19 protein-coding genes are annotated in these 20,600 nt (G+C 69.7%); 6 read left to right on the top strand and 13 right to left on the bottom strand.

Translation table 11 applies throughout. The features are described 5' to 3' along the window. The first annotated feature begins 97 nt into the window (after window positions 1-97). Complete coding sequence (locus ACAM54_RS00545) at window positions 98-2,113, top strand: acetoacetate--CoA ligase (protein WP_369649450.1); 2,016 nt, start codon at window positions 98-100, stop codon at window positions 2,111-2,113. Here ACAM54_RS00545 and ACAM54_RS00550 read toward each other — a convergent pair. The 11 genes from ACAM54_RS00550 to ACAM54_RS00600 form a co-directional block, all read right to left on the bottom strand. Continuing rightward, window positions 2,092-4,038, bottom strand: coding sequence for an adenylate/guanylate cyclase domain-containing protein (locus ACAM54_RS00550; protein ID WP_369649451.1), 1,947 nt, complete (start codon window positions 4,036-4,038; stop codon window positions 2,092-2,094). The two genes, ACAM54_RS00545 and ACAM54_RS00550, sit on opposite strands and share 22 nt — an antisense overlap. A 189-nt stretch (window positions 4,039-4,227) precedes the next feature. After that, a complete protein-coding gene (locus ACAM54_RS00555; protein WP_145738757.1) occupies window positions 4,228-4,941 on the bottom strand; it encodes a 2OG-Fe(II) oxygenase in 714 nt (237 codons plus the stop codon). A gap of 86 nt (window positions 4,942-5,027) precedes the next feature. Further along, on the bottom strand, window positions 5,028-5,813 hold the full coding sequence (locus ACAM54_RS00560) for a 2-keto-4-pentenoate hydratase (RefSeq protein WP_369649452.1): 786 nt from the start codon (window positions 5,811-5,813) through the stop codon (window positions 5,028-5,030). Further along, on the bottom strand, window positions 5,789-7,168 hold the full coding sequence (locus tag ACAM54_RS00565; RefSeq protein ID WP_369649453.1) for an amidase: 1,380 nt from the start codon (window positions 7,166-7,168) through the stop codon (window positions 5,789-5,791). The genes ACAM54_RS00560 and ACAM54_RS00565 overlap by 25 nt, the downstream gene beginning before the upstream one ends. 6 nt (window positions 7,169-7,174) lie before the next feature. Then, window positions 7,175-8,215 carry a TRAP transporter substrate-binding protein gene (locus ACAM54_RS00570; RefSeq protein WP_145738753.1) on the bottom strand — a complete coding sequence of 347 codons (1,041 nt, stop codon included), beginning with the start codon at window positions 8,213-8,215 and terminating at the stop codon, window positions 7,175-7,177. Between the two features lie 43 nt (window positions 8,216-8,258). Beyond that, complete coding sequence (locus tag ACAM54_RS00575) at window positions 8,259-9,551, bottom strand: TRAP transporter large permease (protein ID WP_145738751.1); 1,293 nt, start codon at window positions 9,549-9,551, stop codon at window positions 8,259-8,261. Beyond that, entirely contained in the window at window positions 9,548-10,207 is a 660-nt protein-coding gene (locus ACAM54_RS00580; RefSeq protein ID WP_369649454.1) for a TRAP transporter small permease subunit, read from the bottom strand. Before ACAM54_RS00580 ends, ACAM54_RS00575 begins: the two co-directional genes overlap by 4 nt. Before the next feature lie 11 nt (window positions 10,208-10,218). Then, entirely contained in the window at window positions 10,219-11,295 is a 1,077-nt protein-coding gene (locus ACAM54_RS00585) for a TRAP transporter substrate-binding protein (RefSeq protein ID WP_369649455.1), read from the bottom strand. A 174-nt stretch (window positions 11,296-11,469) separates the two neighbouring features. Beyond that, complete coding sequence (locus tag ACAM54_RS00590) at window positions 11,470-12,309, bottom strand: IclR family transcriptional regulator (protein WP_145738746.1); 840 nt, start codon at window positions 12,307-12,309, stop codon at window positions 11,470-11,472. Between the two features lie 174 nt (window positions 12,310-12,483). Further along, complete coding sequence (locus ACAM54_RS00595; protein WP_145738744.1) at window positions 12,484-12,888, bottom strand: phage holin family protein; 405 nt, start codon at window positions 12,886-12,888, stop codon at window positions 12,484-12,486. A gap of 56 nt (window positions 12,889-12,944) precedes the next feature. Further along, window positions 12,945-13,853, bottom strand: a complete 909-nt coding sequence (locus ACAM54_RS00600) for a LysR substrate-binding domain-containing protein (protein WP_369649456.1) — start codon at window positions 13,851-13,853, stop codon at window positions 12,945-12,947. Between the two features lie 177 nt (window positions 13,854-14,030). Between ACAM54_RS00600 and ACAM54_RS00605 the strand changes: the two genes are divergently transcribed. Genes ACAM54_RS00605 through ACAM54_RS00615 form a run of 3 tightly spaced genes read left to right on the top strand, consistent with a single transcriptional unit; the run spans window position 14,031 to window position 16,947 of the window. Further along, window positions 14,031-15,230: an acyl-CoA dehydrogenase gene (locus ACAM54_RS00605; RefSeq protein ID WP_369649457.1), complete on the top strand. Its 1,200-nt coding sequence runs from the start codon at window positions 14,031-14,033 to the stop codon at window positions 15,228-15,230. 8 nt (window positions 15,231-15,238) lie between these two features. Continuing rightward, window positions 15,239-16,477: a CaiB/BaiF CoA transferase family protein gene (locus tag ACAM54_RS00610; protein WP_369649458.1), complete on the top strand. Its 1,239-nt coding sequence runs from the start codon at window positions 15,239-15,241 to the stop codon at window positions 16,475-16,477. Window positions 16,478-16,506: 29 nt separating this feature from the next. Further along, window positions 16,507-16,947, top strand: a complete 441-nt coding sequence (locus ACAM54_RS00615) for a VOC family protein (RefSeq protein ID WP_369649459.1) — start codon at window positions 16,507-16,509, stop codon at window positions 16,945-16,947. Here ACAM54_RS00615 and ACAM54_RS00620 read toward each other — a convergent pair. Next, a complete protein-coding gene (locus tag ACAM54_RS00620; RefSeq protein ID WP_369649460.1) occupies window positions 16,944-17,402 on the bottom strand; it encodes a hypothetical protein in 459 nt (152 codons plus the stop codon). The genes ACAM54_RS00615 and ACAM54_RS00620 overlap by 4 nt on opposite strands. Window positions 17,403-17,501: 99 nt before the next feature. Between ACAM54_RS00620 and ACAM54_RS00625 the strand changes: the two genes are divergently transcribed. Both ACAM54_RS00625 and ACAM54_RS00630 read left to right on the top strand, forming a co-directional pair. Next, on the top strand, window positions 17,502-18,332 hold the full coding sequence (locus ACAM54_RS00625; RefSeq protein ID WP_369649461.1) for an oxaloacetate decarboxylase: 831 nt from the start codon (window positions 17,502-17,504) through the stop codon (window positions 18,330-18,332). 16 nt (window positions 18,333-18,348) lie between these two features. Beyond that, the gene (locus ACAM54_RS00630) at window positions 18,349-18,930 is read left to right on the top strand and encodes a uracil-DNA glycosylase family protein (protein ID WP_209535774.1); all 582 of its coding nucleotides are present in this window, start codon (window positions 18,349-18,351) and stop codon (window positions 18,928-18,930) included. Here the strand turns inward: ACAM54_RS00630 and ACAM54_RS00635 are convergent. Continuing rightward, window positions 18,927-20,600, bottom strand: a complete 1,674-nt coding sequence (locus ACAM54_RS00635) for an amidohydrolase (protein WP_369649462.1) — start codon at window positions 20,598-20,600, stop codon at window positions 18,927-18,929. The two genes, ACAM54_RS00630 and ACAM54_RS00635, sit on opposite strands and share 4 nt — an antisense overlap.

Genomic DNA, 20,600 nt, shown 5'->3' on the forward strand with positions numbered 1-20,600 from the left:
GGCGTATTGAACGTCTGTACAAAACTATTGAACACACGTACAAACCCTGAGGTCAAACCCGGTTGAACGGCGCGGAATGCGGCATTAGGCTCGGTGCATGCCCGCTCCCAACATTCCCCAGATCCGCCTCTACCAGGACTGGCTGCGCGAGCAGCGCGGCCTGTCCTTCGACACCTACGACGCGCTGTGGCGCTGGTCCGTGACCGACCTCGACGCCTTCTGGCAGAGCATCTGGGACTACATGGGCATCGTGTCGCCCACGCCGCGCACGGCGGTGCTGGCCGACGACCGCATGCCCGGCGCCAAGTGGTTTCCGGGCGCGCAGGTCAACTATGCGCGCGAGGTGCTGCGCCATGCCGACGCGGCGCATGCGGCCGGCATGCCCGCCATCGTGAGCGACAACGAGCTGGGCGAAGTGCGCGAGATGTCGTGGCCCGAACTGCGCCGCCAGGTGGCCTCGGTGGCGCTCACGCTCAAGTCATTGGGCGTGCAGCGTGGCGACCGCGTGGCGGCCTATATGCCCAACGTGCCCGAGACCATGGTCGCGTTTCTTGCGTGCTCGAGCATCGGCGCGGTGTGGAGCGTGTGCGCGCCCGACATGGGCACGGCCGCGGTGGTCGACCGCTTCCGCCAGATCGAACCCAAGCTGCTGATCGCGGCCGACGGCGTGCACTACGGCGCCAAGCCCATCGACCGCAGCGCGGTGGTGCAGGAACTGCGCGGCGCATTGCCCAGCGTGCAGAAGCTGCTGTTGCTGCGTACGCCTTATGCCGCCGAGCAGCTTGCCGCCGACGCCGACTGGCAAAGCGCCAGTGCGCGCCGCGACGCCGAGGTGGCCGCCTTCGAGCCCGAGTGGCTGCCCTTCGACCATCCGATCTGGATCGTCTATTCGAGCGGCACCACCGGCCTGCCCAAGCCCATCGTGCACGGGCAGGGCGGCATCATCGTGACGATGTACGCCTGCGGGCTGCACAACGACATCGGCGCGAGCTACGGCGCCAACAACTTCAACGAGCGCTTCCACTGGTACAGCTCGACCGGCTGGGTCATGTGGAACTGCCAGCTCGCGGGCCTGGCCTTCGGCGCGACCATCGTCATCTACGACGGCCATCCGGCCGGCAGCAAGGAGAAGCCCGACTGGAGCGTGCTGTGGCGCTTCGTCGCGAAGCACCGCATCACCTTCTTCGGTGCCGGCGCGGCCTACTTCACCAACTGCATGAAGGCCGGCGTGGTCGCGGTCGAGTGCGGCGACCTGTCGCGCGTGCGTGCGCTCGGCAGCACCGGCTCGCCGCTGTCGGAAGAGGTGCAGCGCTGGGGCACGGCGCAGCTGCTGGCCGCCGGCGCGAGCAGCGTGTGGTGGTGCAACATTTCAGGGGGGACAGACTTCTGCGGCGCCTTCGTCGGCGGCAACCGCGAGCTGCCCGAGGTGCCCGGCCAGATGCAGTGCCGCCAGATCGGCCATGCGGTAGAGGCCTGGAACGAGGACGGCAAGCCCGTCATCGGCGAAGTGGGCGAGCTGGTCTGCACGCGCCCCATTCCATCGATGCCGCTGTACTTCTGGGGCGACGAAGGCAACGCGCGCTACCTGTCGAGCTACTTCGACACCTATCCCGGCGTCTGGCGCCACGGCGACTGGATCAGGATCGGCGAGGACGGCGGCTGCATCATCTACGGCCGCAGCGACGCCACCATCAACCGCCAGGGCCTGCGCATGGGCACCAGCGAGATCTACAGCGCCGTCGAGGCGCTGCCCGAAGTGCTCGACTCGATGGTGGTCGACCTCGAATACCTGGGCCGCGAAAGCTACATGCCGCTGTTCGTGGTGCTGCGCCCCGGCGTGGCGCTCGACGATGCGATGCGCGCGAAGATCAACAACGCGATCAAGACCTCGCTCTCGCCGCGCTTCCTGCCCAACGACATCTTCCAGGTGGCCGAGATCCCGCGCACGCTCTCGGGCAAGAAGCAGGAGCTGCCGATCAAGAAGCTGCTGCTGGGCCAGCCGCTCGAGAAGGTGGTCAACCCCGAGGCCATGGCCAACCCCGGCTCGCTCGGCTGGTACGTGGAGCTCGCGGCGCGGCGCGCCGCGGCCTCTCAGGGCATCAGCAGTTCGTAGAGCACCATGCGCGTCTGGCGGCCGCGCAGCGCCACCCGCTCGTCGATGCGGCGCGTCTGCAGCCGGCCCTTCAGGCCCGCGAAGGTGACCTCCGAGATCAGCGTGTGCGTGCCCAGCTGCTTGTTGATGCCCTCGATGCGGCTCGCCACGTTGACCACGTCGCCCAGGGCCGTGTAGGACAGCCGGTCGTTCGAGCCCAGCACCCCCGCGATCGCCACGCCGGTGTGGATGCCCACGCGCGTGCGGAACTCGGGCAGCCCGTCGGCGCGCCACTTGCGGTTGAGCGCACTCGTCTCGATGTGCAGCTGCAGCGCGGCCAGGCAGGCGCGGTACTCCGCGTCCTTCAGGTCGGCGGGCGCGCCCCACAGCACCATGATGCCGTCGCCCATGAACTTGTCGACCACGCCGCCATAGCGCGCCAGCACGCGCGTTGCCAGGTTGAAGTATTCGGTCAGCATGCGCACCAGCACATTGGCCTCCATCGACTCGGAGATCCGCGTGAAGCCCTCGATGTCGGTGAACATCACGGTCATGCGCCGCGGCGAGCCGCTGGGTGCCAGTGCCTGGCCTTCGGCCACGAGCTGGCTGATGACGTCCACCGGCACGAACTTGCTGAACGCCCGGAGGCTGCGCGCCGACTCGTCCAGCGCCTGGTCCAGGTGCTGGATCTCGAGCACGCGGCTCGGCTCGCGCGGCAGGTCGTCGAGCTCCAGCAGGCCGATGCGGCGCGCGGTCTGCGCGAGCTTCTCGACCGGCGAGGTGACCAGCCTGGACAACTGCAGCGACACGAACAGCGCGGCCGCGAGCAAGGCCAGGCCCAGCAGCAGCCACCACAGCACGGCGCGCCGCAGCTCGCCCAGCACGAAGTCCTCGGGCACCCAGCTCACCAGCTGCCAGCCGGTGGAGGGAATCGGCGAGGCCTGCGCGAGGTAGGGCCGCCCCTCGTGGTCGAACGAGAAGGCCGCGCCGCTTGCGCTGCCGGCCGTGCCGTCGCCCAGCATCTGCGCGTGCAGCGCGCCCAGCACGCCGGTGGGCGGCTCCGGCCGGCGCAGCACGCCGGGCTGGTCGCTGCGCGCCAGCACCTGGAAGTCGGTGCCCAGCACGGCGCTCTCGCCGCGGCCATCGCTCGCGAAGAGCCGCACGAACTGCGAGAGCCGGCCCAGCGAGACGTCGCCGCCCACCACCAGCATCTTCGAGCCGCCTTCGGCGTGGCGGCGCTTGCTGGTCAATGCGTAGGTCACACCCAGTTCCTGCGTCGCGGCGAAGGTGTAGGGCGCCGTCCATACGGGCCTGCGCATCTGGCGGGCCTCCTGGTACCAGCGCTGCAGCCGCGGGTCGAAGCTGCTGCGGAAAGACTCGATGCGCTGCGTGGCGAAGCGCTGCTGTGCGTCGACCTCGGGCGCGGGCGGCAGCTTGTACTGCCAGGTCTCGATGGCGAGTTCGCCGGTGCCCGCGCCGCGCACGATGCGCCGGATGGCCGGCACCGGGTAGCGCAGCGCCATCATCATCTGGCCCGTGTCGTCGGCCACGTAGAGGCTGTCGAGTTCGGGCGACTGCTGCAGCAGGGTCCAGAGAAGCTCGGCCGTGCGCTGGGCATGCTCGCCTGCGGGACCGAGGCTGGGCGCGCCGGCCAGCGCTCCGACCGTCGACTCGGTCCTGGCGAGGACGGCGCGCATGTTGTCCTCGGTGCGGTGGTGGTTGGCCGCGTGCGCGGAGGCGCCGATCTTCGCCACCAGCCGCTGCGAGCCCCAGTAGCCGAGCGTGGCCAGCAGCAGCGACTGCGTCAGCGCCACGGCGCTCACGATGGTGCTCACGTCGACCCTGAAGCGGCGCGAGAGCCGCGCCACGGCGGCGGAAAATTCAAAGAATGCGAGAGGCGGCTTTCCCGCCCCATCCACAGACCCGGATGAGTTCTTCTTGTTCATACAGCTCCCTGTCGACCACTCGAACGCACCCGCGGCCGTCACGTCGGGCCGCGGATCGCATCCGGCCGCTCGCTGCTCCGATCGTTTTGTTGTCGGAAATCATGGCGAGCACCCGGGGTGCAGGGCGGATTTTGCGCGACTTCGGGCCGCGCGCGTCATGGCACGGTCGTGCGCAAGACGCGGGCCTTGCTAGCGCGCGTCGTGGAAGATGATTCCCAGCGTGTGCCGCCGCCCCGAGCGCACGCGGCTCACGCCATGCCGCATGGTGACGCGGTAAGTGCCGCGCGTGCCCGCCACGGGCCGCTGGTTGACCGCGAAGATCACCGCCTCGCCCTGCGCGAGCGGCACCACCTCGGCGCGCGACTGCATGCGCGGGCGCTGCTCGGTGAGCACGAATTCGCCGCCCGTGAAGTCTTCGCCCGGCCGGCTCAGCAGCACCGTGAGCTGCATTGGGAACTGCAGCTCGCCGTACAGGTCCTGGTGCAGGCAGTTGTAGTCGCCCTCGACATAGCGCAGCAGCAGCGGCGTGGGGCGCAGCTGGCCCGCCGCATGGCAGCGCGCGAGGTAGGCCGCGTGGTCGGGCGGGTAGTCGGCCGGCTGCCCCATGGCGGCGGCCCATGCGTTCGCGAGCGGCGCGAGGCGCTCGTACAGCGCGCTGCGCCAGGCCGCGATCGAAGCGGGCAGCGGGTGGTCGAAGTACTGGTACTCGCCCTGGCCGAAGCCGTGGCGCTGCATCACCACGCGGCTGCGGAAACGGCCGGGCTCGTCATAGAGCGCGGCCAGCGCGGCGCATTCCTTCGGGCTGAACAGCACGCCGGTGGTCGCGCAGCCGCGCGTGGCAAGCTCGGTTTCGATGCGGGGCCAGTCGAGGGCGCGGACGATGTTGGCAGGAGAGGTCGGCATGCCGAAAGTGTGCGGCCGGCGCGGCCGCGGCGCTCGCTGTTTCCGGACATGGGTTCCGGCCACGCGGCGATGCCCGCGCGCGAACCTCAGAACGAAAGCGCCAGCGGCGCGAGTTCGCCGATCTCCACGCGCACGGCCGTGCCCGCCGAGGCGAACAGCATGCCGGTGCACGAGCCGCTCGTGACGATCTGCCCGGCCCTGAGCCCGCCGCCGCGCGCGGCGCAATGGTTGGCCAGCCACACCAGAAGCGCGCCCGCATCGGGGCTCGGATGCTCGCCCACGGTGTGCGCGACGGTCTGCCCGTCGAAATGCAGCGCGGCCTCGGCATGCCGCAGGTCGAACCAGGCCGGCGCGAAGGGCTGGCGCTGCCCCAGCACCAGCGCGCCATGGCTCAGCAGGTCGGCCAGCAGGGCGTTGGCATGGGCGCCGAACCAGTCGGCCAGCCGGGTCTCGACGATCTCGATCACCGGCAGCACCGATTCGACGGCGCCCGCCACATCGGCCAGCGTGTAGGGCGCGGCGCGCGGCGGCAGGTCGGCGCCGAGCTGGAAGCCGACCTCGGCCTCGATGCCGCGCAGCCGCCATGCCGGGCCCTGCAGGCGCACGCCGCCGGGCAGCAGCCCCTCGGCCGGCAGCGGCGCGCAGGTGGGTTCCTGGCCGGACGCGCGCGCGCCGACCTTCCAGCCGCCGACCGGGCCGATCGCCGCCAGCGTGGCGTCCTGGATGGCATAGGCCTCGCTGCGGCTGGCCGTCTGCAGCAGCGCCGAGGGCACGCGCCGGCCCTCGCGCCGCGCGAGATGCAGCGCGTGTGCGGCGCTGGCCGGTGCAAGGCCGCCGCCGGCCGCGCTCACAGGGCGGGAAAGCGCTGCCACGGATGGGCGCGTTCGAATTGGCGGGCCAACGCCAGCAGCGCGTCGTCGCCGCCTTCGCGCGCGACCAGCTGCAGCCCCACCGGCAGGCCCTCGGCAAAGCCGCAGGGCAGCGCGATCGCGGGCAGGCCCACGGCATTGACGAAGCCCGCGAACACCGCATGGCCGCGCGGGCCGACCTCGCGGCCGTCGATGCGCGGCGGATGGGTGTCGGCCGCGGGCCAGGGCAGCGCCGCGGTCGCGGGGGTCAGCAGGAAGTCGTGCTGTTCGAACAGGCCTGCGAGTTCGCCGCGCAGGCGCTCGGCCTCGAACAGCAGTTCGAACAGCTCGCGCGCGGAGGCGGCGCGGCCGGTCCCGGTGTTGGCCTGCATTGCGGGGCCGAACAGCGCAGGATCGAAGGGCCGCGGCCAGAGTTCTTGCGGATGGTCCACCAGCCAGGCCAGCCCCACCTGCGCGAGCAGCGGCCAGCGCTGGTTCACTGCCTCGGCCAGCTCGAAGCGCGGCAGCGTCGTGACATGATGGCCGAGCGCGGCCAGGTTCTCGGCGGCGGCATCCACCAGCCGCGCGATGTGCGGGTCCACCGGGTGGTCCGCGAAGCGCGGCAGGTAGAGGATGCGCGCGGGCTTGGCTTCATGCGGTGCATCGGCCGCGGCGCGCGGCGCGATCGCCCGCATGACCGCGGCCACGTCGTCCACGCAGCGCGCCATCGGTCCCACCACCTCGAAGTCCAGGAAGATCGGTGGCAGCCCGTTGCCGCGCCGCACGCGGCCGCGCGAGGGCTTGAGCCCGACCAGGTTGGTGTGCGATGCGGGCCGGCGGATGGAGCCGCCGCCGTCGGTGCCCAGCGCGATCGGGCAGCCGCCCGCGGCCACCAGCGCCACCGCGCCGCCCGAGGAGCCGCCGGGCGTGAGCGCCGGGTTCCACGGATTGCCGGTGGGCCCGAAGACCGGGTTGCCGGTGTAGCCCTGCATCGTGAACTCGGGCACGTTGGTCTTGCCGAAGATCACCGCGCCGGCTTCGCGCAGCCGCGCCACCGCCAGCTCGTCGCGCCCGGCGACCAAGCCGGCCAGCGCGCGGCTGCCCCAGTGCGTGGGCAGGCCGCGCACCTGCAGGTTGTCCTTGATGGTGGCCGGCACGCCATCGAGCGCGCCGAGCGCGTTGCCCGAGCGCCAGCGCGCGGTGCTTTGCGCGGCGGCCTCGGCCGCGCCTTCGGCATCGAGCACGACCAGCGCGTTGAGCCGCGGGTTCACCTCGGCCGTGCGCGCCAGGCAGGCCGCGAGCGCCTGTTCCGGCGTGAAGGCGCCGGCGCCAAAGCCGTCGGCGAGCTGGGCTGCCGTGAGTTGCCAGAGTGCTTTCATCGTGGCTTACCGCAGGCCCACCACCGGCGCGACGACCTGCTTCCAGGTGGCCGAGCACTTGTCGTAGGACTTGTCGCAAACCTCGGCCCACAGCGGCAGAGAGACCGCGCCGACGGCGTCGTGCACCAGCTTCTGGTCGGCCGGCTTCACCGGCACTTCCTTCATGGTGTAGCGCTTGCCGAGCTTGCACGGCTCGCGCCCCACGTTGCAGCGCGAGGCGTCGTCCCACAGCTCGCGCGAATAGGCCCAGGTGTCGGCCTCCAGCTGCTGGAAGGCGGCCGTCATCCTGGCTTGCTGCCCGGGCGGCAGCGCGTTCCACTTCTTCAGGTTGATGGCATAGGCGACGAAGTGGGTCTGGAAGCCGATCGGCATGACGTGCGTGGTCACGTCGGGCCAGCCGGCCGAGTTGGCGGAGCTCGGCCCGGTGATCGCACAGTCGACCACGCCGCGTTCCAGCGCCTGCTGCGTCTCGGTGAATGCAAGGGCCACCGGAATGCCGTCGAGCCGCTCGATGAAGCGTGCGAGCGACTGGTCGCTCACGCGCACCTTCTTGCCCTTGAGATCGGCAAGGCCTGCAATCGGGGTCTTGCAGAACATGATCTGCGGGCCGAACGGATAGGTGCCCAGCAGCTTGGCGCCGTGGCGTTCCTGCAGCCGTGTGTCGAGCGGCGCGCGGTAGGCATCGACCACCTTGCGCGCGGTGTCGTAGTCGGTCGACAGGCCGACGATGTCGGGGCCGAGCAGGAACGGGTCGTCGCGCGAGACCTGCGCGAGGCGCAGCGCCACGATGTCGAACAGCCCCGACTTCACCACGCGCAGGCCGTCGGCGTCCTTCATGCCGAGCACGTCGAGCGGCTTGTACTCGGCATCGATCGGCAGCCCGGTGTTCTTCGCGAAGTTCTCGAAGAAGGGCTGCTCCCTGTTCTGCTGGATCAGCCCTCCGGACACCAGGCTGCCCGCCACGCGCAGCCGCGCGTTCTCGGCCAGCGCGGGCAGCGCCTGGGCGAGGGCGGCCGCGGCAACGAGGGCGAGCTTGAGTTTCTTCATGGCTTCTGCTTGTGGAAGGTTGAGGGACCGCAGACGAAGCGGCTCACATGTGGCCCGGCAGCCAGGTCACCAGCTGCGGCACGGCCAGCAGCAGCAGGGTGAACAGGATCATGATCAGCGCATAGGGCAGCGCGCCGTAGATCGCGTCCTCGATGCCGCCCTTGTCGGGCCGGATGCCGTGCACCACGAACAGGTTCATGCCCACCGGCGGCGTGATGAGCCCGAGCTCGCACATCAGCACGATGAAGATGCCGAACCAGATCGGGTCGACACCCAGCGCCGTGGCGATCGGGTAGGTGATGGGAATGGTGGCCACCTGCATCGACAGCACGTCCATGAACATGCCGAGCACCAGGTAGAACAGCATCAGCGCGAGGATCAGCCCCGTGGCCGACAGGCCCAGGCCCGAGACCCACTTGGTCATGGCCTCGGCCACGCCGGTGAGGCTCACCGTCAGGTTCAGCACGAAGGCCGCCACCACGATCAGCAGGATCATGCCGCTCACGCGCGCGGTCGAGACGAAGCAGTTGCGCATCAGCTCCCAGCTCAGCTTGCCCGAGTGCAGCACGAAGCCCAGCGCCGCGATCACGCCCAGCGCGGCGCTTTCGGCCGCGGTCGCAATGCCGAAGTAGAGGCTGCCCATCACGATGCCGAACACCACCGCCGGCGGCACCAGGTGCACCAGCGCGCGGATGCGTTCATCGAGCGGCACCTTGGGCTCGCGCATCGCATTGCCGCTTGCCAGGCTGGAGACCGCGATCCAGAGCATGAAGAAGCCGGTCAAGAGCAGGCCCGGGATGATGCCCGCGATGAACAGCTTGCCGATCGAGTTGTTGGTGAGGGAGCCGTACACGATCATGTTCACGCTGGGCGGAATCAGGATGCCCAGCGTGCCGCCGGCGGCCAGGCTGCCGAGCGAGGCGCGCATCGAGTAGCCGCGCCGGTGCAGCGAAGGCAGCGCCACCGTGCCCACCGTGGCGGCGGTGGCCACCGACGAGCCCGAGGTGGCCGCGAACAGCGCGCAGCTGCCGATGTTGGTGTGCAGCAGCCCGCCGGGCAGGCGGCCGAGCCAGGCCGACAGCGCGATGTACATGCGGTCGGCGATGCCCGAGCGCAGCAGCAGTTCGCCGAGCAGCACGAACAGCGGCACCGAGGTCAGCAGGTTCTCGTTCTGCACGCCCCAGACCACGGGCGCGATCGAGTCCATGAAGGGCGTGCCGTAGGCCGCGATGCCGCCCACGATGCCCACCAGCGCCATCGACACGGCAATGGGCATGCCGACCAGCATCATGCCGAGCATCGCGAAGAACGCGAGTCCTATGACGAGCAGGTTCATGGCTTGTCTCCTTCGCCGGGCTGCGGCGCCTGGCGCACCGCGAGGTCGTCGAGCTCTTCCTTGAGTTCTTCCTTGGCGCTCTTGGGATGGAAGTCGGTATTCAGCGCCGCGATGTCGCCGCGAAGCAGCAGCCGGGTGGCGCGCAGCGCGAGCCCGCAGGCCACCAGCGCGAAGATCACCAGCCCCGCATACCAGACGCCCTGCGGAATGATCAGCGGCGTGGCCCACGGCGTCTGCGCGGTGCTGCGGTAGGCCATGGTGTCGCCGATCACCTTGAACGCCACCCAGCCGATGAAGACCGCGAGCGCGGCCAGCGACACCGCCGAGATCCAGTTCAGCAGCGCCTGCACGCGGACCGGAAACTTCTCGTGGAACACGTCGACGCGGATGTGGTTGCGGCCCATGAGCGCGAGGCTGAAGGCAATGGTCGAGCCCACCGCGAGCGCATAGCCGCCGAGCTCGTCCGCACCCTGCAGCGAGATGTTGAACAGCTTGCGCGCGGCGGTCTCGATGGTCACGATCAGCGACAGGCCGAGGAAGATGGCGCCGAAGAGGGTGGCCAGCACCGTCTCCACGCGCGTCTTGAAGCTGACCTGCCGCGGCGCGCGCTGCGCTTCCTCGGGCGATGCGGCGGTGGACTGCGGCCGCTCGCTCATGGCCGCGCTGCTCACTTGAGCCCCAGCACCGGCGCCACGGTCGCCTGCCAGCCCTTGGAACAGCCCGGGTTCGACTTGTCGCAGACCTCGGCCCACACCGGCAGCGACACCTTGCCGACCGCGCCGCGCACCAGCTCGAGGTCGGCCGGCGTGACCGGCACGTCGACCAGCTTGAACTTCTTGCCGGTGGTGCACGGGTCCTTGCCGGCGTTGCAGTTGAGCGCATCGCGGAACAGCTCTTCGGAGTACTTCCACACCTCTTCGGTCAGGCCGTCGAAGGCCGCCTTGAGCTTGGCCTGCTGCTCGGGCTTGAGCGCGTTCCACGACTTCATCGTCATGCCGTAGCCGTTGAGCGCCATCTGGAAGCCGATGGCCAGCTGGTGGGTCGTGACCTCGGGCCAGCCGGCCGAGTTGGCCGAGCTCGGCCCGGTGATGGCGCAGTCGACCACGCCGAGCGACAGCGACTGGTGCGTGTCGGCGAACGACACCGGCACCGGCGTGCCGCCCACCATCTCGATGAACTTGGCCAGGTTCTGGTCGTACACGCGCACCTTCATGCCCTTGATGTCGGCCAGCGAGGCAATCGGCTTCTTGCAGAACAGGATCTGCGGGCCGAAGGGCCACACGCCGAGCAGCTTCACGTTGAACTGCTGCTGCAGCCGCGCATCGACCGTGTCGAAGTAGGCCTTGGCCACCTTGCGGCCGGTGGCGTAGTCAGGCGCGGCGCCGACCAGGTCGAGGCCCAGGATCGTCGGCTCGTCGCGCGAGTTCTGCGACACGCGCAGCGAGACGATGTCGAACAGGCCCGCCTTCATCACGCGCAGCTGCTCGGTGTCCTTGATGCCGAGCGTGTCGATGGGCTTGTAGTCCACGTCGATCGGCAGGCCGGTGCGGGCGGCAAAGTTCTCGAAGAAGGGCTGTTCCTTGTTCTTCTGGATCAGCCCGGTGGCCAGCGGCTGGCCGATGGCCTTCAGCTTGATCCGGTCCTGCGCCTGGGCGGCAGGAAGGGCGAGCACCGTGGCCAGCGCGAGCACGAAGGTTGCGGCGAACAGTTTTGAAAAGGGCTTGGCAAGAGGGCGCATCGGCATGATTTCTCCTGGGAGGGCAAAGGTGGGCGGATTGGCAAGGCGGCAATGGAGAAGGCCATTGAACCGCGCCGCAAGGCACGCGCGCGGAGTTTTCCGCACACCGGGAACGGCAGAAAAAATCTTTGCGGATCAAGCACTTGGCGCCGCACGCCGGTGGAAGACGCGGGCCGGCGGCTACTTCAGGCGCCCGCCGTAGGCCGCGGTGATCTCGTCGGCGGCGCTGCGCACCGTGGCACCGAGCTGCGCGAAGTCGGCCGCCTTGATGCGCTGCGTCGGCCCCACCAGCGAGATCGCGCCGAAAGGCTGGCCATGCTCGTCGCGGATGGCGGCGGCAATGCAGCGCAGGCCCACGGCGTTCTGCTCGTCGTCCACCGCATAGCCGGCGCGGCGCACCTCGCCCAGGGTTTCATGCAGCCGCGATGCACGCGCAATGGTGTTGGGCGTGAGCTTGGGCAGGCCGTAGGTGCGCAGGTACTGCAGCACGTCGTCCTCGGCCATGGCGGCCAGGATGGCCTGCCCCATGGCGGTGCCGTGCAACGGTGCGCGAAAGCCCGGCTTGCCGATGGCGCGCATCAGCTCGCGGCTTTCCACCTGCGTGACGAACACGATGTCGCCCAGGTCGGCAATGCCCAGGTTGATGCTTTCGCCCGAGCTGTCGCGCAGCCGCCGCATCACCGGCAGCGCCAGGTGCGCGATGCGGCGCCGGCGCCCGAAGGCCGCGCCCACCGAGAAGCAGCGCACGCCCACATACCAGAGGCTGGTTTCGCGGTCGAACTGGACGAACTGGCGCTGCTCCAGCGTGGTGAGCAGGCGGTGCGCAGTGGACGACGACAGGCCGCTGCGCGCCGCGATGTCGACCAGGCGGTAGCCCTCGTCGTCGTCGGCCAGCAGTTCGAGCAGCTGCATGGCCCGCGTGAGCGATTGCACGGTGCCGTCGCCGTCGCGGTCGATGCGCATGACCTTGCCGGCGGCCTTGGAGGAAGAGGAGGAGCGGGGGGAGCTGCTGTCCGTCATGTCCAAATCCTTGCAAGTTGCACGCCACCCCCGTCGCCGGCCCGGCCGCAGCCGCTCAGCGCCGGTGCGTCCGGCTATCTTTGTCGACAAAAGTACTGAATATTGTCGACATCATCCTCGTCAATCAAGCGCCCGGGGGCAGTGATTACGCGGATGCCCCGGCCCTTGCGGCAGCTACAGCCACTTGCCGCTGCCCGTCGGCATCTGGATGGTGGTGGCGGGGTCGCCGCTGTTCACCAGCGAATCGATCGCGATGCTCAGCAGCGAGATGAAGATGCTCGCGAAGAACGCGGTCCAGAAGCCCGAGAGCCTGAACCCGCGCACCAGCGCGGCCACCAGCATGATCATCAGCGCGTTGATCACCAGCAGGAAGAGGCCGAGCGTCAGCAGCGTCAGCGGCAGCGTGAGCACGATCAGGAGCGGCTTGACGACGGCATTGGCCAGGCCCAGCAGCAGGGCCGAGATCACGAGCGCGGACGTGCTCTCGAACTTGATGCCGCGAAAGATCAGGCTGGCCACCCACAGCGACAGCGCGGTGATGGCCCAGTGCACGAGAAAGGGGGCGATGTTGTTCAGCATGGTGTGAGGGGCGCAAGGCGGGGCGCGATGGTGCGGACCATCATATCGGCACTGTCTCAGGCGGCGCTGCGCTGCGCCTCGGCCAGCAGCCAGTCGCTGAAGAACTTCAAGAGCGGCCGCTGGTCGGCGCGCTCGGGCGTCACGAGGTAGTAGTTGCGCTCGCCCGACAGCGGCCGTGCGCAGGCCACCACCAGTTCGCCGCGCGCGAGTTCGTCGGCCACCAGCATCGTGGGCATCAGCGCCACGCCCAGGCCGTGCGAGGCGGCCGCGGCCAGGATGGAGAACAGCTCGTAGCGCGGGCCGCCGCGCGCATTGGGCGCATCGATCTGCTGCGCGTCGAACCACTGGCGCCAGCCGTCGGGCCGCGTGCTTTGCTGCAGCAGCGGCATCTGCGCGATGGCCGCGGGCGCCACGGCCTTGCCGCGCGGCAACAGCGAGGGGCTGCATACCGGCACCACGTCCTCGTGCATCAGCATCAGGGGGCGCGTGCCGGCCCAGTTCTCGACCTGCGCGGGCGTGCCGGCATACAGCGCGGCGTCGAACTCCGCGTCGGCAAAGAGAAAGGGCCGGGTGCGCGTCTCGATGTGTACCACCACGTCGGGCTGCAGCGCCGCGAAGCCCTTGAGCCGCGGCATCAGCCAGCGCGTGGCAAAGGTGGGCACGGCCGCCAACGAGAGCGAGCCGCCTTCGCCCTGGTGCGCCATGGCGTCGAGCGTGTCGCGCTCCATGGCCTCGAGCCGCTTGGTGATCTGGCGCGCATAGGCCGCGCCGCTGGCGGTGAGCGCCACGCCGTGGCGGGTGCGGCGGAACAGCGCCACGCCCAGGAAGGCTTCGAGCGTGCCGATCTGGCGCGACACCGCGCTCTGCGTGAGCGCGAGTTCCTGCGCGGCGCGGGTGTAGCTCTCGTGGCGCGCGGCCGCGTCGAAGCACACCAGGGTCTGCAGGGGCGGGATCTTGCGGCGCATGTATGCCGGTAGTGTATGACTGGACGGACGCCGTCACCAATGGAAACGTCTTGCCGCATGGGTGCCAGATGTGCGAAAGACGCATATCTGGGTGAGGATTCATCGTTTGCGCCCAACCCCCTGCATGGCTAGGATCGGTCCATTCCCCCTCTTTTTTTCTCTTCCGGAGACAAGCACATGGCCGCCAAAGCGCAATTCCACTGGGACGACCCCCTTCTTCTCGACCAGCAGCTGACCGACGAAGAACGCATGATCCGCGACGCGGCCAATGCCTACTGCCAGGAGCGCCTTGCGCCCCGCGTCATCGAAGGCTTCCGCAGCGGCGAGACCGACCCCGCCATCTTTCGCGAAATGGGCGCGCTCGGCCTGCTGGGCCCCACCATTCCGGAGCAGTACGGCGGCCCCGGCCTCAACTACGTGGCCTACGGCCTGATCGCGCGCGAAGTCGAGCGCGTCGACTCGGGCTACCGCTCGATGGCCAGCGTGCAAAGTTCGCTCGTGATGGTCCCGATCAACGAATTCGGCACCGAGGCGCAGAAGCAGAAGTACCTGCCCAAGCTCGCCACCGGCGAATGGATCGGCTGCTTCGGCCTGACCGAGCCCGACCACGGCTCCGATCCCGGCAGCATGGTCACGCGCGCCAAGAAGGTGCCGGGCGGCTATTCGCTCAGCGGCGCCAAGATGTGGATCAGCAACTCGCCCATCGCCGACGTGTTCGTGGTCTGGGCCAAGGAAGTCAGTGAAAGCGGCACGGTCGGCCCGATCCGCGGCTTCGTGCTCGAGAAGGGCATGAAGGGCCTCTCGGCCCCCGCGATCCACGGCAAGGTCGGCCTGCGCGCCAGCATCACCGGCGAGATCGTGATGGACAACGTGTTCTGCCCCGAGGAAAACGCCTTCCCCGAAGTGCAGGGCCTGAAGGGCCCCTTCACCTGCCTCAACAGCGCGCGCTACGGCATCTCCTGGGGCGCGCTCGGCGCCGCCGAAGACTGCTGGCACCGCGCCCGCCAGTACACGCTGGACCGCAAGCAGTTCGGCCGCCCGCTCGCCGCCAACCAGCTCATCCAGAAGAAGCTGGCCGACATGCAGACCGAGATTGCGCTGGGCCTGCAGGGCAGCCTGCGCCTGGGCCGCATGAAGGACGAGGGCACGGCCTCGGTCGAGATCACCTCGATCATGAAGCGCAACAACTGCGGCAAGGCCCTCGACATCGCCCGCCTGGCGCGCGACATGATGGGCGGCAACGGCATCAGCGACGAATTCGGCGTGGCCCGCCACCTCGTGAACCTCGAAGTGGTCAACACCTACGAAGGCACGCACGACATCCATGCGCTGATCCTGGGCCGCGCCATCACGGGCATTGCCGCCTTCGCCAACTGAACGAACGCATGACTGCCAAGCCCGCAGCACTCGACGGCATCAAGGTCCTCGATCTGTCCCGCGTGCTCGCGGGCCCGTGGTGCACGCAGATCCTCGCGGACCTGGGCGCCGACGTCGTCAAGATCGAACGCCCCGGCGTCGGCGACGACACGCGCACCTGGGGGCCGCCCTTCATCAAGGACGCGAACGGCAACGACACCGACCAGGCCAGCTACTTCACGGCCTGCAACCGCAACAAGCGCTCGGTCACGGTCGACATGGCCACGCCCGAGGGGCAGGCGCTCCTGAAGCAGATGGCGGCGCAGGCCGACATCGTGGTGGAGAACTTCAAGACGGGGGGCCTCAGGCAATACGGCCTCGACCACGAGAGCCTGCGCGCGGCCAACCCGCGCCTCATCTACTGCAGCGTGACCGGCTTCGGCCACGACGGCCCGTACGCCGAGCGCGCGGGCTACGACCTGATGATCCAGGCCATGACCGGCATGATGAGCATCACCGGCCGTCCCGACGGCGAACCCGGCGGCGGCCCGCTGCGCGTGGGCGTGGCGCTGACCGACCTGTTCACCGGCGTCTACGCGAGCACCGCCATTCTTGCGGCGCTGCAGGTGCGGGACCGCACGGGCGAAGGCCAGCACATCGACATGGCGCTGCTCGACGTGGGCATGGCCATCCTCGCGAACCAGGCCAGTGCCTTCCTCAACACCGGCAAGCCGCCGCAGCGACAGGGCAACACGCACCCGAGCCTGGCGCCCTACCAGGACTTTCCGACGCAGGACGGCTCGATGCTGCTGGCCATCGGCAACAACGGCCAGTTCGCGCGCTTCTGCGAAGCGGCCGGCCATGCGGAATGGGCCACCGACGCGCGCTTTGCGAGCAACACGCTGCGCGTGAAGCACCGCGGCGTGCTGATTCCGATGATGGAAGAGCTCACGCGCACCCGCAGCACTGCCGACTGGGTCGCGCTGCTCGAAGACAAGGCCGTGCCCTGCGGCCCGATCAACGACATCGCGCAGGCCTTCGACGATGCGCAGGTCAAGTCGCGCGGCCTGGCCGTCACGCTGCCGCGCGATGCGGGCGACGGCATTGCCAGCATCACCGGCGTGGCGAGCCCGCTGCGCCTCACGGCCACGCCGCCCGTGCTGCGCCATGCGCCGCCGGCGCTCGGGCAGCACACGCGCGAGGTGCTGGCCGAATTCGGCATCGACGCCGCGCGCTTCGACGCGCTGCGCGCGGCCGGCGTGGTCTGAACCCCACGTAGAAAGAAAGGAGGCGCGCCATGGCCGACCCGACGCACTGCCCGCCGTTCTCGGTCCTGCGCATCGACCATGTCGTGCTGCGCGTGAAGGACATCGAGCAGTCGATCGCCTTCTACCGCGACGTGCTGGGCTGCCAGCTCGAGAAGCGCCGCGACGACCTGGGGCTGGTGCACCTGCGGGCCGGTTCGAGCCTCATCGACCTCGTCTCGCACGATGGCCCGCTCGGCCGGCAGGGCGGCGCGCTCGCCGGTAAGGAAGGCCGCAACGTCGACCACCTCTGCCTGCGCATCGAGCCCTTCGACGAGGCCGCCATCCGCGCGCTGATGGCGCGGCACGGCGTGCCGGTGCATGGCGAGGTGCAGAACAACTTCGGCGCCGAGGGCAACGGGCCTTCGATCTACATCGCCGACCCCGACGGCAACGGCGTCGAGCTGAAAGGCCCGGCAGGCGGCAGCTTCTAGCCGGCGCGCCCGATGGTCGCCACGGCGAACACCGCCACGCCGAGCGCGAGGTTCACCGTCACCAGCAGGCGCACGGTGTTGAGCCGCGCGGCCGCCACCGGCCACGCGCTTTCTTCCACTGCGCGGCGCATCGCCCTGAACACCGAGGCGCGGATGTAGACGTAGATGCCGGCCATCAGGAGGGCGATGCCCATCATCGCCTCGATGCGCCAGTGCACCGCGCGAAAACCGCCCGCGAACAGGATCATCGCCACGCCGGTCGCGATCAGCAGCGTGACGGCCGCGTCCACGCCCACGAAGAAGCGCCGCAGCGCCGCCGCCATCGTGCGCAGGCGCAGCGGCGGTTCCAGCGTGGCGACGGCGGCGGGGCGCACCGCGAAGTGCAGGGTGGCCATGCCACCGACCCAGAAGGCGGCGGCAAGGAGATGGATGAAGAGCAGGATGGCATAGGACATGGGGGCCGATCAGAACACCGAAAGGTGCGCCCGCGCAATGTCCGCCCCGTTGCGTTAAAAACCCATGCTTCGCACGCAAGAAAGAAAGATGAGGCTTCCATGACCCGCACCGTCGCCCAGAAACGCGCCGAGTTCCGCGCGCTCCATCAGCAGGGATGCTTCGCCATTCCGAATCCCTGGGACAAGGGCAGCGCGCGCTACCTGCAGGGCCTGGGCTTCAAGGCGCTGGCCACCACGAGTTCGGGCCATGCGTGGTCGCAAGGCCTGGCCGACGGAGGGCAATCGCGCGACACCATGCTGGCCCACCTGCGCGACATCGTCAGTGCCACCGACCTGCCCGTGAATGCGGACTTCGAGAACGGCTTTGCGGCCGATGCCCGGGGCGTGGCCGAAAGCGTGCGCCTGGCCGTCGAGACCGGCGTGGCGGGCCTGTCGATCGAGGACTCGACCGGCGATGCGGCGAATCCGCTGTTCGAGATCGGCGTGGCGGTCGAGCGGCTGCGCGCGGCCCGCGGCGCCATCGATGCGGCGGGCGGCGACACGCTGCTGGTGGGCCGTGCGGAGAACTTCTTCGCCGGCCGCCCCGACCTCGACGACGCCATCGCCCGCCTCAAGGCCTACGCCGAAGCCGGCGCTGACTGCCTCTACGCACCGGGCATCCGCACGCGCGAGCAGATCGCCGCGGTGGTGGCCGCGGTGGCGCCCAAGCCGGTCAACCTGCTGATCGGCTGGCCCAGCGAGCTCAGCATGCAGGACATTGCCGCGCTCGGCGTGCGGCGCGTCAGCGTGGGCGGCGCGCTCGCCCGCGCGGCCTGGGGCGGCTTCGACCGCGCCGCGCGGGCGCTGGCCGAGAAGGGGCGTTTCGACGGCTTCGAAGGCGCGGCCTCGGGGGCCGATCTCAATGGCTTCTTCGGCCGGTTCTCCGAATAGCGCGCGTGCCGGCGCCATGGACGTGCTGCTCGCGGAAATCCGCAGCTGCACCGCCTGCGCCGCACAGCTGCCGCTGGGCCCGAGGCCCGTGGTGCAGGCCAGCGCCAGCGCGCGCCTCTTGATCGTCGGCCAGGCGCCGAGCCTGACGGTGCATGCCACCGGCCTGCCATGGGATGACAAGAGCGGCGAGCAATTGCGCCGCTGGCTCGGCATCGACCGCGAGCTGTTCTACGACGCCGCGCGCATCGCGATCATGCCGATGGGTTACTGCTACCCGGGCCGCGGCAGCAGCGGCGACCTGCCGCCGCGCCGCGAGTGCGCCGAACTCTGGCATGCGCGCCTGCTCGCGCAGATGAGCCGGGTCGAGCTCACGCTCTTGATCGGCCAGTACGCGCAGCGCCACTTCCTGGGCGCGGCGCGCAAGGCCGGCGTCACCGAAACCGTCGCGGCCTTTGCGGACTATGCGCCGCGCTTCATTCCGCTGCCGCATCCGTCGCCGCGCAACACCGGCTGGTTCAAGCACCACCCGTGGTTCGAGAGCGAGGTGCTGCCGGTGCTGCGCGAACGCGTGCGGCGGGCGCTCGCAAAGCCCTCCTAGGGTGCCGCGGCCACCGAGGTGCCTGCCCCATCGAAGGGCCGCGCGGCATACACCACGCGTCCGCCCACCACCGTCATCAGCGACACCGTCTTGCCGATGCGCTCCAGCGGCACCGAGAAGAAGTCCTGGTCGAGGATCGCGAAGTCCGCGAGCTTGCCCACTTCGAGCGTTCCGCGTTTGCCCTCGTCGAAGCTGAACCACGCGCTGCCCACCGTGTAGAGCCGCAGCGCCTGTTCGCGCGTGGGCGTCTCGTCGGCGCCGCGCATGGGCTTGCCGCTCACCGTCCTGCCGTCGAGCATCCATTGCAGCGCGACGAAGGGGTTGTACGAAGCCACGCGGTGCGCATCGGTGCCGGCACCCACATTCACGCCGGTGCGCAGCGCGCTGCCGATGGGCGGCATGCGGCGCGCCGCGTCGCCGCGCGTGGCGAGTGCGCGGTCGCCCTGGAAGTACATCGCGTCCTGCAGGGTCCAGCCGATGCCGAGCGCCTTCATGCGCGCGAGCGTTTCGGGCGAGGCGTCGTCCAGGTGCGCGATCGACCAGCGCAGGTCCTTGATCGGCACTTCGGCGTTGAGCTTCTCGTAGAGCCCGAGCAGGTGCTCGACCGAGCCGTTCTCCTGCCAGTGGATGGTGACCGCGAGCCTGCGCATCGCCGCCCACTTGATGAGCTCGTAGAACTTCTCCTTCGCGGCCGCGTCGGGAAAATTGTTGTTGTACATCGCGAGCGTCACGCGTTCGCCGAGGCCGTTGAACTTGAGCATCTCGTCGCCGAAGCCCATCGGCAGCATCTGCGTGAGATCGCGGAACTCCTGCAGTTCGGCGCCGGGCTTCTGCGCGAACACGCTGTAGGCCACGCGCAGCGTCAGCGCCTTCTCGCGCCACAGCTCGAACAGCGCCGCATACTGCGAAGGCGCGATGCTGAAGCCGCCCGGATCCACCAGGCCGGTGATGCCCAGGCGGTTCAGCTCGCGGAAGAAGGCGCGCGTGCCGGCCAGGTTGTCCTCGTAGGTCGGCTTGGGCAGCTTGTCGAACAGGGCCGAGATGCCGACGATGTCGCCCGTCATCCAGCCCGGTGCCCCGTCCGCCGCGGGCTTCATGCCGGCCGGCAGCGTGCCCGCCGGAACGCCGAGCGCTTCGAGCGCCTTGGGCGTCATCACCACCGCTTCATAGAACAGCTGCACGTACACCGGATGGTTGGGCGCGGCCTCCTGCAGTTCGGCCATGGTGGGGCGGCGGCGCTCGGCGAACTGCTGCTCGGTCCAGCCCCCGGCCACGATCAGCCAGCCGCCGGGCCGCGCACGCGCGGCCGCGGCGCGGATGCGGTCCATGGCTTCGCCGATGCTGCCGGCGCCGATCCAGTTGACCTCGGTCGAGTAGCTCAGCGCCGCGCGCACCGCATGCATGTGCGAGTCGATGAGGCCCGGGATCACGGTGCGTCCGCCCGCATCCACCGTGCGCGTGATCGGGCCCGAGAGCGCGCGCATCTGCGCGGCATTGCCGAGGGCCACGATGCGGCCGTCGCGCACGGCCAGCGCCTGTGCGGTGGTGGAGGCCGCGTCGAGCGTGGCGATCTTCGCATTGGTGACGACCAGGTCGGCCGGCTGGGCCTGTGCGGCGAGCGGCAGCAGCAATGCGGCGGTTGTGGCCGCCGTGAGCAGTGTGCGCAGCAT

Origin of the sequence: Variovorax sp. V93, from assembly GCF_041154485.1 — a bacterium.
Taxonomy (GTDB): Bacteria; Pseudomonadota; Gammaproteobacteria; order Burkholderiales; family Burkholderiaceae_C; genus Variovorax; species Variovorax beijingensis_A.

What these genes read in the sequence shown, in the direction of transcription:
- ACAM54_RS00590 (WP_145738746.1), bottom strand. Translation starts at nt 12,309, where the DNA reads ATGACGGACAGCAGCTCCCCCCGCTCCTCCTCTTCCTCCAAGGCCGCC.
- ACAM54_RS00610 (WP_369649458.1), top strand. Translation starts at nt 15,239, where the DNA reads ATGACTGCCAAGCCCGCAGCACTCGACGGCATCAAGGTCCTCGATCTG.
- ACAM54_RS00630 (WP_209535774.1), top strand. Translation starts at nt 18,349, where the DNA reads ATGGACGTGCTGCTCGCGGAAATCCGCAGCTGCACCGCCTGCGCCGCA.
- ACAM54_RS00600 (WP_369649456.1), bottom strand. Translation starts at nt 13,853, where the DNA reads ATGCGCCGCAAGATCCCGCCCCTGCAGACCCTGGTGTGCTTCGACGCG.
- ACAM54_RS00635 (WP_369649462.1), bottom strand. Translation starts at nt 20,600, where the DNA reads ATGCTGCGCACACTGCTCACGGCGGCCACAACCGCCGCATTGCTGCTG.
- ACAM54_RS00550 (WP_369649451.1), bottom strand. Translation starts at nt 4,038, where the DNA reads ATGAACAAGAAGAACTCATCCGGGTCTGTGGATGGGGCGGGAAAGCCG.
- ACAM54_RS00595 (WP_145738744.1), bottom strand. Translation starts at nt 12,888, where the DNA reads ATGCTGAACAACATCGCCCCCTTTCTCGTGCACTGGGCCATCACCGCG.
- ACAM54_RS00575 (WP_145738751.1), bottom strand. Translation starts at nt 9,551, where the DNA reads ATGAACCTGCTCGTCATAGGACTCGCGTTCTTCGCGATGCTCGGCATG.
- ACAM54_RS00570 (WP_145738753.1), bottom strand. Translation starts at nt 8,215, where the DNA reads ATGAAGAAACTCAAGCTCGCCCTCGTTGCCGCGGCCGCCCTCGCCCAG.
- ACAM54_RS00545 (WP_369649450.1), top strand. Translation starts at nt 98, where the DNA reads ATGCCCGCTCCCAACATTCCCCAGATCCGCCTCTACCAGGACTGGCTG.
- ACAM54_RS00605 (WP_369649457.1), top strand. Translation starts at nt 14,031, where the DNA reads ATGGCCGCCAAAGCGCAATTCCACTGGGACGACCCCCTTCTTCTCGAC.
- ACAM54_RS00580 (WP_369649454.1), bottom strand. Translation starts at nt 10,207, where the DNA reads ATGAGCGAGCGGCCGCAGTCCACCGCCGCATCGCCCGAGGAAGCGCAG.
- ACAM54_RS00585 (WP_369649455.1), bottom strand. Translation starts at nt 11,295, where the DNA reads ATGCCGATGCGCCCTCTTGCCAAGCCCTTTTCAAAACTGTTCGCCGCA.
- ACAM54_RS00565 (WP_369649453.1), bottom strand. Translation starts at nt 7,168, where the DNA reads ATGAAAGCACTCTGGCAACTCACGGCAGCCCAGCTCGCCGACGGCTTT.
- ACAM54_RS00625 (WP_369649461.1), top strand. Translation starts at nt 17,502, where the DNA reads ATGACCCGCACCGTCGCCCAGAAACGCGCCGAGTTCCGCGCGCTCCAT.
- ACAM54_RS00615 (WP_369649459.1), top strand. Translation starts at nt 16,507, where the DNA reads ATGGCCGACCCGACGCACTGCCCGCCGTTCTCGGTCCTGCGCATCGAC.
- ACAM54_RS00620 (WP_369649460.1), bottom strand. Translation starts at nt 17,402, where the DNA reads ATGTCCTATGCCATCCTGCTCTTCATCCATCTCCTTGCCGCCGCCTTC.
- ACAM54_RS00555 (WP_145738757.1), bottom strand. Translation starts at nt 4,941, where the DNA reads ATGCCGACCTCTCCTGCCAACATCGTCCGCGCCCTCGACTGGCCCCGC.